This window comes from Pseudomonas fluorescens (assembly GCF_902497875.1).
GTDB classification, from domain to species: domain Bacteria; phylum Pseudomonadota; class Gammaproteobacteria; order Pseudomonadales; family Pseudomonadaceae; genus Aquipseudomonas; species Aquipseudomonas fluorescens_BR.
The window spans coordinates 1-14387 of the sequence record NZ_CABVHY010000032.1 but is presented as its reverse complement, the minus strand read 5'-3'; the positions used below and the strand labels follow the sequence as shown (position 1 = coordinate 14387).

Annotated in this window: 12 protein-coding genes; 6 read left to right on the top strand and 6 right to left on the bottom strand. The window is 60.2% G+C overall.

Annotated features, from left to right (window positions below; genetic code table 11):
- Positions 1-104: 104 nt before the first annotated feature.
- On the bottom strand, positions 105-1379 hold the full coding sequence (locus tag F8N85_RS26470; RefSeq protein WP_150806464.1) for a flavohemoglobin expression-modulating QEGLA motif protein: 1275 nt from the start codon (positions 1377-1379) through the stop codon (positions 105-107).
- Between the two features lie 330 nt (positions 1380-1709).
- On the opposite strand from F8N85_RS26470, the gene F8N85_RS26465 reads away from it, so the two are divergent.
- The 3 genes from F8N85_RS26465 to F8N85_RS26455 are packed head-to-tail and all read left to right on the top strand — an operon-like array spanning position 1710 to position 5084.
- Positions 1710-2369: a hypothetical protein gene (locus F8N85_RS26465; protein ID WP_150806463.1), complete on the top strand. Its 660-nt coding sequence runs from the start codon at positions 1710-1712 to the stop codon at positions 2367-2369.
- A gap of 57 nt (positions 2370-2426) precedes the next feature.
- Positions 2427-3248: a polyphosphate kinase 2 gene (gene ppk2 / locus F8N85_RS26460; RefSeq protein ID WP_150806462.1), complete on the top strand. Its 822-nt coding sequence runs from the start codon at positions 2427-2429 to the stop codon at positions 3246-3248.
- Positions 3249-3296: 48 nt separating this feature from the next.
- The gene (locus F8N85_RS26455) at positions 3297-5084 is read left to right on the top strand and encodes a SulP family inorganic anion transporter (protein WP_150806461.1); all 1788 of its coding nucleotides are present in this window, start codon (positions 3297-3299) and stop codon (positions 5082-5084) included.
- A 16-nt stretch (positions 5085-5100) separates the two neighbouring features.
- On the opposite strand, the gene F8N85_RS26450 is transcribed toward F8N85_RS26455, so the two are convergent.
- Together F8N85_RS26450 and F8N85_RS26445 are read right to left on the bottom strand one after the other, a co-directional pair.
- The gene (locus F8N85_RS26450; RefSeq protein ID WP_150806460.1) at positions 5101-5469 is read right to left on the bottom strand and encodes a DUF5064 family protein; all 369 of its coding nucleotides are present in this window, start codon (positions 5467-5469) and stop codon (positions 5101-5103) included.
- A 356-nt stretch (positions 5470-5825) separates the two neighbouring features.
- Complete coding sequence (locus tag F8N85_RS26445) at positions 5826-7538, bottom strand: cation:proton antiporter (protein ID WP_150806459.1); 1713 nt, start codon at positions 7536-7538, stop codon at positions 5826-5828.
- 249 nt (positions 7539-7787) lie between these two features.
- On the opposite strand from F8N85_RS26445, the gene F8N85_RS26440 reads away from it, so the two are divergent.
- Positions 7788-8255, top strand: coding sequence for a YMGG-like glycine zipper-containing protein (locus tag F8N85_RS26440; protein ID WP_150806458.1), 468 nt, complete (start codon positions 7788-7790; stop codon positions 8253-8255).
- Positions 8256-8353: 98 nt separating this feature from the next.
- Here the strand turns inward: F8N85_RS26440 and F8N85_RS26435 are convergent, their stop codons facing one another.
- Together F8N85_RS26435 and F8N85_RS26430 are read right to left on the bottom strand one after the other, a co-directional pair.
- Positions 8354-8848: a PaaI family thioesterase gene (locus F8N85_RS26435; protein ID WP_150806457.1), complete on the bottom strand. Its 495-nt coding sequence runs from the start codon at positions 8846-8848 to the stop codon at positions 8354-8356.
- A 105-nt stretch (positions 8849-8953) separates the two neighbouring features.
- Complete coding sequence (locus tag F8N85_RS26430) at positions 8954-9874, bottom strand: LysR substrate-binding domain-containing protein (RefSeq protein WP_150806456.1); 921 nt, start codon at positions 9872-9874, stop codon at positions 8954-8956.
- 166 nt (positions 9875-10040) lie between these two features.
- On the opposite strand from F8N85_RS26430, the gene F8N85_RS26425 reads away from it, so the two are divergent.
- Positions 10041-11342, top strand: a complete 1302-nt coding sequence (locus F8N85_RS26425) for an NAD(P)/FAD-dependent oxidoreductase (RefSeq protein ID WP_150806455.1) — start codon at positions 10041-10043, stop codon at positions 11340-11342.
- A 50-nt stretch (positions 11343-11392) separates the two neighbouring features.
- Complete coding sequence (locus F8N85_RS26420) at positions 11393-12481, top strand: polyamine ABC transporter substrate-binding protein (protein WP_150806454.1); 1089 nt, start codon at positions 11393-11395, stop codon at positions 12479-12481.
- 250 nt (positions 12482-12731) lie between these two features.
- Here F8N85_RS26420 and F8N85_RS26415 read toward each other — a convergent pair.
- A partial coding sequence (locus tag F8N85_RS26415) for an L-lactate permease (protein WP_150806453.1) occupies positions 12732-14387 on the bottom strand: 1656 nt, incomplete at its 5' end.

The following is a 14387-nucleotide window of genomic DNA, read 5'->3' as shown; positions in this document are numbered from 1 at the left end:
CATGCGGTATGCATGGCAGAATCGGCTTGCAGGTTTTAGGGCCGCTTCGCGCCCCAGCGGGAGCAAGCTCCCTCGCCACAGGTTCTGCATTTGGCGCCTCTACTCTAGGCGCTGGCATCGGCTTCATGCTCGTCTGCGAAGGCCATGAGCACCTCCAGATCGAGCACATCCAGCTTGATCCGGGCGATAAAGGCGGAGAACGCCAGGTTGGCGGCGAGCAGACGCAGATCGGCGGCCCAGGCTGGAACATGGACCGGCCCCTGGAGCCAGCCGGACTCGAAGAGCGGGGCCAGGCGTACGGTATCACCCAGGCTGAGGCGCCCGGCGAACAGATGGCCCACCAGTTCCGGCCGGTTGTCACGGATCGCGATGCGTAGCAGGGTATGGACGCCGAGCAAACCGGTCAGGTAGGCGGCATCCTTGGTGAACGCCGAACCACCGCGCAGGTTGGCGCCACGGAAAACCCGTTGGGTCGAGCGGAAGGACTCCTCCTGCGACTGACCGGCCGCGAGAAAGCCTTCGAATACCTGGATGAAATCGGCGCCATCCAGTGCCTGCTGGACCCCGAGCACGCGCAGGGCGAGGCGGCGCAGACGGTTGATGTCCATGCTGCCGGTGAACAGCTCGGCCAGGGTGGCGATGCCCTCCTGAGTCTGGGTCGTGCGTGGCGCGCCCAGGCCCAGGCTTTTCAGGTTGGGTTGGAGCGCGCCGTTCTGTGCCGTGGCGACATGCACGAAGGCCTCATGCTGCAATAGCTGGTTCTTGTCCAGTTCCGAGAACAGGGCGCTGGCCCGTAGGCGGATGCGGCTCGCCCCGGCGATGGCCTTGGCGGCCAGGGTCGGATCGAGCACCACGGTGATCCGGCCCGGGCCGAAGAAGCGGTCCAGTTCCGGCTGCATCCAGGCGGCGAAGACCTCGGCCGGGATTTCGGCCTGGCTCGGTGGAATCCGCGCACCCCCCAGAAGGGCGTCGGTGGTGTTCAGGAAGAACTGGGCCGCGTCCAACATGCTCAGTTTCAGGCGTGAGTAGTAGAAGTCCGGGCGCCGGTACAGCGCTGACGAGTACTGGGTGAAGGCGGGTGTGCCAATGGCACCCAGCATGCGCCCGGCCGTGGCATAGCTGCGCGCCGTCATGGCGAGGTAGCGCCCGGCCGGATGCCCCTCGTCGCAGTGGCTGGTAAAGGCTTCCAGGGCGGCGATGTCGGCGCTGTGCTCGCGCGGACGCAGCTCGACCCTGGGCAATTCCGCATGCCCGGCGCGCCAATGCGCCAGGAACACCTCCTCGACCCCATCCGGCCAGGCCAAGGCATCCAGCACGCGGATCTTGCGGGCCAAACCGGGCAGAGCGGCATCGAGTTCGGACAGGGGAGCGGTGCTCACAGAAAAGCTCCTTGGGAGATGTGGGTCACTCTCAAAAGCTTAGTTGAGAGTGTGCTCTGTTTTTTAACTTTCAGTTGCACGGCGGCGTATTCACACGGCCTGGACCCATTGCGGACGGTCCACAGGGCGCACGTGCGTGCGGATAAAACGTAGTTGCCTACGACCACTCATTGAGCGTCTATGCTGGATTAGCCACCTCATATTCTTGCAGCGATCTGCAAGGCGGCAATCCATGGTGCCCGCGCCCATCTCCGAGAGTTGGCCGCTGGTGGGCAAGCCTGTGTATGGCTTCTGGCTGCATGGCCGCGCGGCCCCGGCGAGGAAGGACGCATGCAAAGCACTGGAGAACAAAAGCGGGCACGAGTGCTCGATCCGATCGAACGTGTCACAGAGGTGATCTTCGGCCTGCTCATGGCAATGACCTTCACCGGAACGATCAGTGTGGCAACGGCTGGCCAGGAAGATGAACGTACGATGATGATCGCGGCACTCGGCTGCAACCTCGCCTGGGGACTCGCTGACGCGATGATGTATCTGTTACGGACCTTGATCGAACGCACGCGCAACCGCACATTACTTGCAAGCTTGTGCGGGGCGGATGCGACCACCGGGCAGGCGCTCGTTGCCGATGAGCTACCGCCGCGTCTCGCGGCAGCGGCCGGCACCGAGGAGCTGGAATCGCTGCGCCAGCGCCTGGTCGGACTCTCAGCCGGGGCAGTGCAGCCGCGCCTCGGCCTGGACGACTTCAAGGGCGCCCTCGGCGTTTTTCTGTTGGTGGTGTTCGCCACATTCCCACTCGTGGTGCCGTTTCTGTTGCTTGAACAGACGGCTCTTGCAGTACGCGTGTCTAATTTGGTCGGGATCGGAGTGCTATTCATCGCCGGCTGGATTCTTGCGCGATACGCGGGCGCAAAACCCTGGCTTGGCGCAATTACGTTGGCAGTCACCGGCACGATGCTGATCGTCGCGATCATCGCGCTCGGCGGATGAGCACATAGCAACTTACGCTGTTTACCTATCGGCGACTTGTATTGATGAGGTCTTGTCATGGCAAAGAACAAGAAGAAAGTCCCCAAGAGTGATTCCGCTGAACGCTTGAAACTGACGAACAAAGACTATCTGGATCAGTTGCGCCTGCTGCACGTCGAACTGGTCAAATTGCAGGAGTGGGTAAAAACCAAAGGCATCAAGATCTGTATCGTCTTCGAGGGGCGCGATGGCGCTGGCAAGGGCGGGACGATCAAGGCGCTCACCGAACGGGTTAGCCCACGGGTGTTTCGGGTGGTGGCGCTGCCGGCGCCGACCGAGCGCGAGAAGAGCCAGATGTATATACAGCGCTACCTGTCGCACATGCCAGCGGCTGGCGAAGTGGTGATCTTCGATCGCAGTTGGTACAACCGCGCAGGGGTCGAGCGTGTGATGGGATTTTGTACCGATGAGCAGGCATCCCGTTTCCTGAACCTGGCACCCCTCATGGAACGCATGATGGTCGACTCGGGCGTTATCCTGCTTAAGTATTGGCTGGAAGTCAGCGAGGAGGAGCAGACCCGCCGGCTCGAGGCGCGGATCAAGGATGGACGCAAAATCTGGAAACTAACCCCGATGGATCTCAAGTCCTACAGCCGCTGGTATGACTACTCGCGCGCGCGTGACGACATGTTCAAGGCAACCGACACCGACCATGCACCGTGGCTTGTGGCCAACTCGAACGACAAGCGGCGGGCGCGCCTCAACATCATCTCGGATTTGCTCAGCCGCATTCCATACAAGAATGTACCGCGCGAGAAGGTGGTTTTGCCCAAGCGGCAGAAGCCAGGCGGCTATCGTGAACCGGATTATCCGCTGCGGCACATTCCCGAAAAATTCTGACGGGCACGTTAAACGAATCTGCGGTGTACACCAAAAGGTCACAGTCCTATGAGCCATTCGGATGCTTCGCCTCCCGTTCCGGAACCGGGCCGGATTGCACGTGGCAATACCGGCAACGATACCGGCTGGAGCCGCTGGCTCCCTGGACTGCGCACGCTGCGCGAATACCAAGTGGCCTGGTTGCGTCACGACATCATGGCCGGACTGGTGCTGACCACGATGCTGGTGCCCGTCGGCATCGCCTACGCGGTGGCATCGGGTGTACCCGGCATCTATGGGCTCTACGCGACTATCGTTCCGCTACTCGCTTACGCATTGTTCGGGCCTAGCCGGATTCTGGTGCTGGGTCCGGATTCCTCGCTGGCTGCCGTTATCCTTGCCGTCGTCCTGCCACTGTCGGGCGGCGACCCGCAGCGCGCAGTCGCTCTTGCGGGCATGATGGCGATCGTGTCGGGCGCGGTGTGCATTCTGGCTGGCATCGCGCGGCTGGGTTTCATTACGGAGCTTCTTTCCAAGCCGATCCGCTACGGCTACATGAATGGGATCGCGCTGACGGTATTGATCAGTCAACTGCCGAAGCTTTTCGGCTTTTCGATCGAGTCCGACGGACCGCTGAGAAACTTATGGGCGATCGCCACGGCGGTGATGGATGGAAAGACCAACTGGGCCGCGTTCATGGTCGGCGCAGCCACCCTGGTGGTGATCCTTCTACTCAAGGGCAACAAGCGCATACCGGGCATTCTGATCGCAGTGGCAGGAGCGACGGTTGCCGTTGGTGTGCTGGACCTTGGGGCGCGCGCCGGTGTGTCGGTCCTCGGCTCTCTTCCACAAGGTCTGCCGGCATTCGCTATTCCCTGGATCACCCGCGCTGATATGGTCCCCGTCCTGATCGGCGGTTGCGCCGTCGCCCTTGTTTCGTTCGCCGACACCAGCGTGCTCTCGCGTGTCTATGCGGCGCGGACCCGTACCTACGTCGACCCGAACCAGGAGATGGTGGGGCTCGGCGTCGCCAACCTGGCCGCCGGATTTTTTCAGGGCTTTGCGATCAGCAGCAGTTCGTCGCGTACGCCCGTGGCCGAGGCCGCAGGCGCCAAAACCCAGCTCACCGGAGTCGTCGGCGCGCTGGCTGTTGCCTTACTGCTGATGGTGGCGCCCGACCTGTTGGAGCATTTACCCACCAGCGCACTGGCGGCGGTCGTGATCGCATCGGCTATCGGCCTGATTGAAGTCGCCGACCTGCGACGAATTTATCGCATCCAGCGTTGGGAGTTCTGGCTCTCGATTGTCTGCACCGTCGGCGTCGCCGTGTTCGGTGCGATCGAGGGCATCGGCCTGGCCATCTTGATCGCCGTCATCGAATTCCTGTGGGATGGCTGGCGTCCGTACTCCGCGGTATTGGGACGTGCCGATGGCGTCAAGGGCTACCACGACATCACGCGTTATCCCGAGGCGCGCCTGATCCCCGGGCTGGTCCTGTTTCGCTGGGATGCCCCGTTGTTTTTCGCCAATGCCGAACTGTTCCATGACCGAGTGCTGGACGCAGTGGCTACATCCCCTACGCCAGTGCGTTGGCTGGTCGTTGCGGCGGAACCGGTCACCAGCGTGGACGTGACCTCCGCCGACATGCTGGCTGAGCTGGACGAAACCTTGCACGCGGCGGGTATCAAGTTGTGCGTGGCCGAAATGAAGGACCCGGTCAAGGACAAGCTGAAGCGATTTGGGCTCTTTGCGCGGTTTGGCGAACAGGCGTTTTTTCCGACTATCGGTGCCGCCGTCGACAGTTATCTCGTGATTCATCCGGTGGATTGGACGGACCGGGAGGACGAGGATCGCTGAGCGGCATCGGAGACAGTCAGAGTCCGTCCTTCTCAAGGTTGTCCAGGTTTATCGGCTCGCCCGCCTTGGCGCCGAGCTTATCGCGGATATCCTTGAACATCGCGTCGTATTCAGAGTGACCGCGCATGATCAGACTGGCATTAGCGGGCACCCCATGCTTGACGGCAGCCTTGGCCACCCGGCTGGCAAAATTGAAGGCAGTGTCACGGTGCATATCGAATTCTTCGATGAACTCCCGGCCTGATACCACTCCGACCATCCTGAAGTGCATCAGCATGCCTTCCTTGGGGTCGCGACGAACTTCATAGAAGACATCAACGTTGTATTCCGGTACTCCGGGAGTACCAAGAGTATTGGTGCGATTAAGGTGACCAGGCGTGAACATGTGATGCTCCTTTGCTATTTAGTGACAGTGGGCTCTGTAAAATCGCCTCCTTTGAGCTTCGGCTTCGGGCTGGTTGCACTGAACGACGACCCTTGCTGCGCTGACGCCTGCCTGGAATGGCCGATCCCTGCCACAGCTCTGTATCAAGCTTAGCGGGCAGTTGACCAGCTGCAAGCGGATGATGACGTCATTGGTTTGCGCCGCTTTTGCCAAACCTGAGAGGGGATGCCCCTCGCGTTTACTGCTGGTTTGACGCCTGTCTGATGACCCTTCCGCTGATCGCCTTCGAAAGCGAGGGTGTCAGATCGAATCGACACTTCTACCGATGAAACTGCCAGATTCAAGGCGCGCTCTGTCTAGGATTCCGCATCCTCGGCGCCGGGATAAAAACCGTGCAGCAGGCGATAGCGGTCTTGTCGTACCTGGTCGACCCGGTCCTGCACCTGATGCGCGGGAAAACCCAGCATGATCAGCGCATGAGAGGCGAGCATCAGGCTGGACTCCAGCAATTCGGGCACGACTTCGCTGGCGCCAGCGGCCTTCAGTTCGACCAACTGACTGTCATCGCGGGTGCGCACCAGAATCGGCACGCTCGAGTTTAATTGGCGCGCCTCCTTGAGTATCGTCAGTGCGATGTCGGTTTGGTCCACGGCGATCACCAACAGTTTGGCGCGCTCCAGTCCTACTGCGACCAGCAGTTCACCACGATGTGAATCGCCGTAGTGCACACAGCTTTCATCGACCGCTGCTTCCTGAACCCGTACCGGGTCGTTATCCAGAGCGATGTACGGCTGATGGTTATTGCGCAGGACACGTCCGATGGATTGCCCCACGCGACCATAACCACAAATCACCACATGGCCCTGCACCCCCGCGTTGAGCGCGCTGATTTCCTCGAGTTTCGCTTCTTCGTTGGGCTTGCGGTGCAAGCGTGCGGCAATGCGAGGGGCGGCGCGCAGCAGCGACGGTGTTACCACCATTGAACAGAAAGTCGCGGCCAGCAGCAGTCCGCCGAGGTCGGCGGGCATCATTTTGTTTTGCTGCATCTGCGCCATCAGTGCAAAGCAGAACTCACCTCCCTGAGCCAATGCCAGGCCGCTGCGCCATGCGGTTTCATTATCACTGCCGCGCCATTTGACCAATAGCGCGACCACGCAGCCCTTGATTAGCAGTAACCCCAGGGCCAGGCCGAGGATCAGCAGGCCGTGGCTGGCAAACAACCGCAAGTCGATGAGCATGCCGATACTGATAAAGAATATTCCGAGCAGGATGTCGCGAAACGGCCGGATGTCGGCCTCGATCTGATGCCGGTAGTGGCTTTCCCCCAGCAGCATGCCGGCGAGAAAGGCGCCCAGAGCAGGGGAGAGGCCGAGCAGGTGAGTCAGCCCGGCGGCCAGCAGAACGATGACCAGGGCCAACAGCACGAACAGCTCTGCGGAACGGGCCGCGGCCACTTCATGAAACAGGTGTGGCAACAACCAGCGACTGGCCAGCGACAGCCCGACAAACAGCGCGACGGTCTTGCCCAGCGTCACGGGTAACGCCCAATACCATACTTGATCGCTGGTGCCGGCGAACACCGGCACCAGGGTCAGCAACAGCACCGCCACCACGTCCTGGAATAGCAACACGCCGATGGCATTCTGGCCGTGGCTGCTGAAAATCTCGCCGAGGCTGCCAAGCTCTTTGCTGACAATGGCCGTGGAAGACAACGCCAGACCGCCGCCGAGTAAAAACGCAGGCGTGGCTGGCATGCCTAACAGCATCAGCACAGCGCCCAACAGCACCGCGGATATCAGGACTTGAAGGCTGCCGAGGCCAAATACAACCCGACGCAGCGCTATCATTTTCGACAGAGAAAACTCCAGCCCCAGGGAGAACAACAAAAACACCACGCCCAGTTCGGCGAGGAGTGGCAACGCTTCACTTTCGTTCACCCAACCGAACGCCTTCGGCCCGACTATCAGCCCCACACAGAGGTAGCCCAGCACCGGCGGCAAACGCAGGCGTCGGAACAGGGAAATGACTACCAGCGAAGAGACGAGGATGATCAATAGGCTGACGAACATAAAAACTCCCGCGACGGCTCTACTTACTCAAACGAAGAGGCAGCAAGCCGCGATCATTGCGCAGTGAAATTCAAGGCGAATGAGTTGCACCAGAGCTTGCCGATTTTTTGAAATCGGCTCTTCCCTAAGTGGCTCTACACCAGGGCGTTGTTACTGGGGGTATTGTAGTCCGCGCAAAAAGCATAGCTGGGTCGAGATGCCAAGCTAAACTAAAAGATCCAGAGCACTCTAAACAGCAATGGGGTCTTTATGAAACCGTCCATACTCCCCTGCGTCGCCACGCTCCTCTCGATGTTTTGCCTTTGCGCCACGGCCGAGACAGTAACGCCGCTCAAAGGGCAGTCCCCCGAAATCGTCCAGCAGGACATCAGTGCATGCCAGGCTCAGGCCGGTACCACGAGCAGCGCCAGTACCAGTAGCTCGCAGTCAGGTGGACGCGTGCGGGGTGCCGCTGCCGGTGCAGTCGCGGGTGCCGCGGTCGCCGGAGCGCGCGGTCGTCGCCATGACGAGGTATATGACCGGGTCGACGATGATGTCAAACAGGAGTACCGCCAGAACAAGGCCAAGGATGCTGCAGTGGCAGGGGTGGTGGTGGGCGGATCCAGGCAGCGCCAGGATCGTCGCGAGGATCGCAGAGCTACGGAGCAGAACGCTGCTGCCACTTCCTCCGCCTACAGCAGTTGCATGCAGCAGCGTGGCTATCAAGTGACTCCCTGAGCCTGCGCTCATTTCCATTGCCAACGCTTGCCTCGAGCGTTCGCCACAAAACTCAAGGGCCCATGAGTCGTGGCGAGCCAGTCGTCAACCTGGAAGCATCAATCCTCACGACCATGAGCCGCGGCTGCCAGTTGCTCGGTATCGACGCGAACAAACGTGGAGTCGCCAATCGCGGTGAGTACGTCGCCGGCATACACCTCGCAAATAACACGGCTCTTGCGCCCCACATCACCCTCTACCTTTGCCCGCAAGACTAGCGGGACGCCCATCGGTGTCGGCTTGATGAACTTGATGCCGAGGTTGCCCGTGACGCAGTGGATGCGGGGAAGGCTTCCCACCTCGCGATCTCCCGCACGGTAGTGGTAGGCCATGGCCGCCCAGTTCGAATGGCAATCCACCAGCATCGCGATCAGCCCTCCGTAGACCAGATCCGGCCAGCCGCAATACTTGGCGTCAGGTAGATGCTCGGCCATGACGTGCACGCCATCCGCATGCCAGTAGCTCTTGATGTGCAGCCCGTGTGGGTTACTGCTGCCGCAGCCATAACAGACGCCTTCCGGCGCGGCGATGTCTTGCAGAGAGGCGTCGTACATGGCTATACCTTTTTAATCCTTGAAAATATCAACCGGCCTTATCCGCTTTTACGGCGAAGCAGAACCGGTGAACGTTCGACCTGTCAGGCAGGGTTGCAGATGGTATCAACCCTGTTGGGGTAGACACATTCCACCTTCGTCCTGTTCCGCCTGCCGGGCGAACCATTGCCTGATCAGTGAAGACGCCGGATGAGAGGCCGCTGAGGGCTGCAGGCACAGCGAGTAAATCCCCCTGGTCTTCAGCGGGCGGCCGAAGGGGACGACGAGTACCCCGCGTTCGATAGACTCCTGCGCCAGGGTCAGGTCGGTCACGGCCACCCCCAGACCGCGCGCCGCGGCATCGAGCGCCAATTCGTCGAGGTTGAAGGGTATGTGCCGGTAGTCCTCCAGCGACTTGCCGCCATTGGCTGCCAGCCAATCGATCCAGGCTTGCTTGTCCGCCGAACGATGGAGCAGGGGGAAGCGGACAAGATCCTCCACCGACGCCAGTGGCTGGGCTGAGCTGGCCAGGCCAGGCGCGCACACCGGAACCAGCGCTTCCTCGAACAGGGTCAGACAGGCTGAATCGCTGGATGGCTCGGGCAGGTAGAGAATGTAGGCGTCGCTGTCGCTGGACGGCTCGACGACCTCAGTCGCGACGGTCTCGATCGACAGGGAAATTTCCGGGTGACGCCGGTAGAAGTCGCTCAGCTTGGGCAGCAACCAGCGAACCGCCAGCGACACATGCATGCGGATGCGAAAAGGGCGCTGCAGCGGAGAAAGCCGCTCCTCGAGTGTTTTCAGTTGCTCCAGGATACTCCGGGCGCTACCAAGCACCTGTTCGCCCTCTGGGGTCAGTCGAATACTGCGACTGCTCCTGACGAACAGAGGTACGCCGAAGTGACTCTCCAACTGCTGGATTTGCCGGCTCACCGCGCTTTGGGTCAGGCAGAGCTTTTGCGCAGCTTGAGTGAAGCTGCCCGAGTCAGCGACTTCCACTAATGCCTGAAAGGCCTGAAGAGAGGGGACGTGGCGAATTTTATCCATGCGTTTTCAGAATGGCTCAATGATTTTATAACGTTGGTTGTATGACCGCAGACCTTATAGAGTCTAGCTCTAGCTACCGTCATCTCAAACAACTCATGCGATTACTGCATGTATTTCTGCTTTGGATAGAGGCGGCTCGCAGAACGACAGTCAAATGAGGTGATGCATGGAAAATGTATGTGGCTGGATTGCGCAAGCTGGAAATTCATCCGTTCGTGCTCGCCTGAGCGGCACGCAAAAAGCCGATTGGCTAGTCATCGGTGCCGGTATCACCGGCCTTTGTGCCGCTCATACGCTCGCCGAAATGCACCCTCAGGCACGCATCGTGGTCGTCGATCGGCAGCGAGCAGCGCAGGGTGCCTCGGCGCGCAATTCCGGGTTCGTGGTGGCCCACGAACATCCGGGCAATGATGAGCTTATAGGCAATCAGGGATTTGCCGGCTTTGAAGTGGATACGTCAATTGGACGTGTCGCCAGCGAGGAAGTACGCAAGCGCATTGCTCGTCATGGCATCGAGTGCGACTTCAGGGATTGCGGCTATTTTTTTGCCGTCAGCGATCCAGGCAAGCTGACCCATGTCGAGGCCAAGCTGGCGACGCTGCAGGCTGTCGGTGCCTCTGCGCAATTTCTGCAAGGTGAACAACTCATACAAAAGCTGGGAACCCGGCATTACCAAGCCGCGATCTGGTGCGGCAATGGCAACGCACTGCTTCAACCCGCTAAATACGTGAAGGGCCTGCTGGATGCGCTGCCGGACAATGTGACCCTCTACGAAAACACCGATATCACTGGCCTGGAGCGCTTGGATAAAGGACGTATTCGCGCGAATGGCATCGATGCAAGCATTGAGGCGAAGCAGGTCCTGGTTTGCCTGAACGCTTTCATCCCACGCACGGGAATAGATGACAGCGCAACGTTCCCGATGGAACTCAGCGCCAGCCTCACGCGGCCGCTCAGCGACGAAGAGTTCCGAGCTATCGGCGGTGTCGAGCCTTGGGGCGTGCTGTCCACCCGGCCACTCGGCGCCACGGTGCGACTGACCCCGGATCGTCGAGTGATGATCCGCAACACGGCGGAATACCGCTCTCGGGATTTGTCCGACAGTGAGCTCTTGCACCGTCGCAAACACCATGTGCTGGGCTTGCAGCGCCGTTTTCCGTGGCTTACCGAGCAGGATATTCACTACACCTGGACCGGACACCTGAGTGCCTCACGCACCGGGCAACCTTATTTTGCCAAGGTCGAAGAGGGGCTGTTTGCCGTGGCCGGATGCAATGGTTCGGGCGTCGCGCGCGGGACGCTTTGGGGACGTCTGCTGGCTGAATTGGCCTCGGGTGCCAGCTCGCCAATATTGCAGTCGGTCATGCACAGAGCGCAGCCCGGCTGGCTCCCGCCCCGACCTTTACTCGACATCGGTGCCATGCTTCGAATGCGCGTGGAGGCGGTCAGGGCCAGGACAGAAATCTAGAAATCCGACTATCAAAAAAGAACAAAAGCTCCTAAAAAAGGTGAATGAACATGCACGTCAATACTCTTTCCCTGGCAGTACTGCTCTCTACGTTTTCGGCAGCCAGTTACGCGGACGAAGTCGTCAATATTTCCAACTGGAACGGCTACATCGCCGACGATACCTTGACCCGTTTCACCAAGGAAACCGGGATCAAGGCGACTTACGACATTCATGACAGTAACGAAGTCCTGGAATCGAAACTGATGACGGGCAATACCGGTTATGACGTGGTCAGTCCTTCGAACCATTTTCTGTCCAGATTGATCAAGGCAGGGGCGATTCAGAAACTGGATAAAAGCCAGCTGCCCAATTGGAAAAACCTTGACCCGGAGTTGATGAAAAAGCTGGAGGTCAATGACCCAGGCAACCAGTACGGTTATCCGTACATGTGGGGCACCGCGGGTATTGGCTACAACGTCGAGAAAATCAAGGCGATCTTCGGCAACACCGATGTCACCCATTCCTGGAGCCTGTTTTTTGATGAGAACAACATCAAGAAGCTGAGTGAGTGCGGCGTGGCGATTATCGATAACCCGACGCAGATCCTGCCGATTACCCTCAATTACCTGGGGCTGCCGCCCCATAGCCATGAGCCGGCGGATTACAAGAAAGCCGAGCAGGCATTGCTCAAGATCAGACCCTATGTGCAGTACTTCCATGCATCCAAGTACATCAGCGATCTGGCGAACGGCAATGTCTGCGCGGTGATTGGCTTCAATGGCGACGTTGTGCAAGCTGCCGCCAGCGCCAAGGAAGCCAACAACGGGATCGAAATCGCCTATTCGATTCCTGATGAGGGTTCTACCCTCTGGCTCGACATGGTGGTCATGCCCAAGAGCGCGCCGCACGAGAAGAATGGCTACGCCTACATGAACTACCTGCTTGAACCGCAGGTCATCGCCAACATCAGCAACAGCGTCCATTACGCCAACCCCAACAGTGCGGCGGATGCCTATGTGACTCCGTCGGTGAAGCAGGACCTGGCGATTTACCCACAGAAAACGGTGATGGATAAGCTGTTCACCGTAGAGGATCTCCCCGCTGCCATCGCACGGTTGAGTACTCGTCTGTGGACCAAGCTGAAAACCAACACCTGACGGTATCTCTCCTGGTGATCCCACAAATGGTGCAACTGCTGAGTCCGTAGCAGCTGCCGAGCCTGCGAGGCTGCGTTCGACCGAGAAGCGGTCGTAAAATCAGGCAATGGGTTCTTTCAGGCAATCCGCGTACGCTGGATTTGCGAGGACTTCGGTCGAGCGCGACCCCGGCTCGAACACGGCCTCGCAGGCTCGGCAGCTGCTACGAGAGCCCCGTCCTTGGGCCGAGAAAATCAACCACGTCGCGTCATCAAGGCCCGCCCACCACCATATGGCTGAAGGGCACCACATACGCCTGCAACGTCACCAGCCCACCGACCAGAATGGCCAGGATGATGGAGTGGAAAAACACATAACGCAGGATTTCCCCTTCATGGCCGTACCAGCGGGTGGCGGTGGAGGCCACCACGATCGACTGGGCGTCGACCATCTTGCCCATGACCCCGCCGGAACTGTTGGCGGCGGCCATCAATACCGGGCTGATCCCCAGTTGCTCGGCGGTCACCCGTTGCAGGCCGCCGAACAGTACGTTGGAGGCCGTGTCCGAGCCGGTCAAGGCCACGCCGAGCCAGCCGAGGAGGGTGCCGAACAAGGGGTAGAAGATGCCGGTGGCGGCGAAGGCCAGGCCCATGGTGGCGTCAAGGCCGGAGTAGCGGGTGAGAAAGCCGAGGGCGAGCATGGCCACGATCGTAATGAGCGAGTAACGCACCACCCACAGCGTTCGCAGGTATTGGTGGATCAGTTGCGGGATGGAATAACCCATCAGCAATCCACCCAGGATCGCCGCCAGCAGGATGCCGCTACCGGTGCTGGTGAACCAGTTGAACTTGTAGACCGCTTCCTCGGTTTTGGCCGCGGGCACCACGGGCGGAACCTTCTCGATCTGCTGGTGAATGGTGGTGAAGGTCAGGGTCGGGGCGAAGATCGGGTTCGCTTCGCGCATCGGCTTGCCCTGGGGATCGAGCTTGGCCGAGCTGGTTTGCGGATCTACAGCCTGCCGGGTATCGAACATGTTTTTGAAGCTCTGGGTGCCCCAGGCGAAGACGAAGACCGTGAGGATGATCCACGGCATCCAGGCGCGCATGACCGCGGGTTTGACATCGCTGGCAAAGGTCGCGCTGGCCACGGGTTGTTCGTCATGCTCCTCAGCTATTTTGGAGTTGTCGACCCGCCCGGACAGGGCTGCGGAGGTATGCACGGTGGCCGGCTTCCAGACCCTGAGGAAACCGGTCAGGCTGGCCATGGAAATCAGCGCGGCGATCACGTCCACCAGCATCGGCCCGTGGTAGTTGGACACGAGGAACTGCGGCACGGCGAAGCTGACCCCGGCGACCAGGATCGCCGGCCAGATTTCCAGCATCTTGCGCCAGCCGGCGAAGGCCCAGATCAACCAGAACGGCACGATCACCGAGAAGAACGGCAATTGCCGGCCGACCATCATCGACAGCTCCATTTCATCCAGCCCGGTCACCTTGGCCAGGGTGATGATGGGCGTGCCCAGGGCGCCGAATGCCACGGGCGCGGTATTGGCGATCAACGCCAGGCCGGACGCGGCCAGGGGCGAGAAGCCCAACCCGATCAAAATGGCCCCGGTGACCGCCACGGGCGTGCCGAAGCCGGCAGCCCCTTCGAAGAAAGCCCCGAAGCAGAAGGCAATCAGCAGCAATTGCAGACGGCGATCGTCGGTGATGCGCGTCAGGGAGTCTTGCAGCACCTTGAACGAGCCGTTCTCGGTGGTAAGCCGATGCAGGAAGATGATGTTGAGCACGATCCAGCCAATCGGCAGCAGGCCGTTGGCGGCGCCATACAGCGCGGCTGAGCCCGCCATGTTCGCGGGCATGCCGAAGGCGAAGATCGCGATCAGCAAGGCCGACGTAAGAGCCAGCAGCGCCGCCAGATGCGCCTT

Coding starts and splice junctions, on each gene's coding strand:
- F8N85_RS26455 (WP_150806461.1), top strand. CDS start 3,297: ATGAGCCATTCGGATGCTTCGCCTCCCGTTCCGGAACCGGGCCGGATT.
- F8N85_RS26420 (WP_150806454.1), top strand. CDS start 11,393: ATGCACGTCAATACTCTTTCCCTGGCAGTACTGCTCTCTACGTTTTCG.
- F8N85_RS26465 (WP_150806463.1), top strand. CDS start 1,710: ATGCAAAGCACTGGAGAACAAAAGCGGGCACGAGTGCTCGATCCGATC.
- F8N85_RS26435 (WP_150806457.1), bottom strand. CDS start 8,848: ATGTACGACGCCTCTCTGCAAGACATCGCCGCGCCGGAAGGCGTCTGT.
- F8N85_RS26430 (WP_150806456.1), bottom strand. CDS start 9,874: ATGGATAAAATTCGCCACGTCCCCTCTCTTCAGGCCTTTCAGGCATTA.
- F8N85_RS26450 (WP_150806460.1), bottom strand. CDS start 5,469: ATGTTCACGCCTGGTCACCTTAATCGCACCAATACTCTTGGTACTCCC.
- ppk2 (WP_150806462.1), top strand. CDS start 2,427: ATGGCAAAGAACAAGAAGAAAGTCCCCAAGAGTGATTCCGCTGAACGC.
- F8N85_RS26440 (WP_150806458.1), top strand. CDS start 7,788: ATGAAACCGTCCATACTCCCCTGCGTCGCCACGCTCCTCTCGATGTTT.
- F8N85_RS26425 (WP_150806455.1), top strand. CDS start 10,041: ATGGAAAATGTATGTGGCTGGATTGCGCAAGCTGGAAATTCATCCGTT.
- F8N85_RS26445 (WP_150806459.1), bottom strand. CDS start 7,538: ATGTTCGTCAGCCTATTGATCATCCTCGTCTCTTCGCTGGTAGTCATT.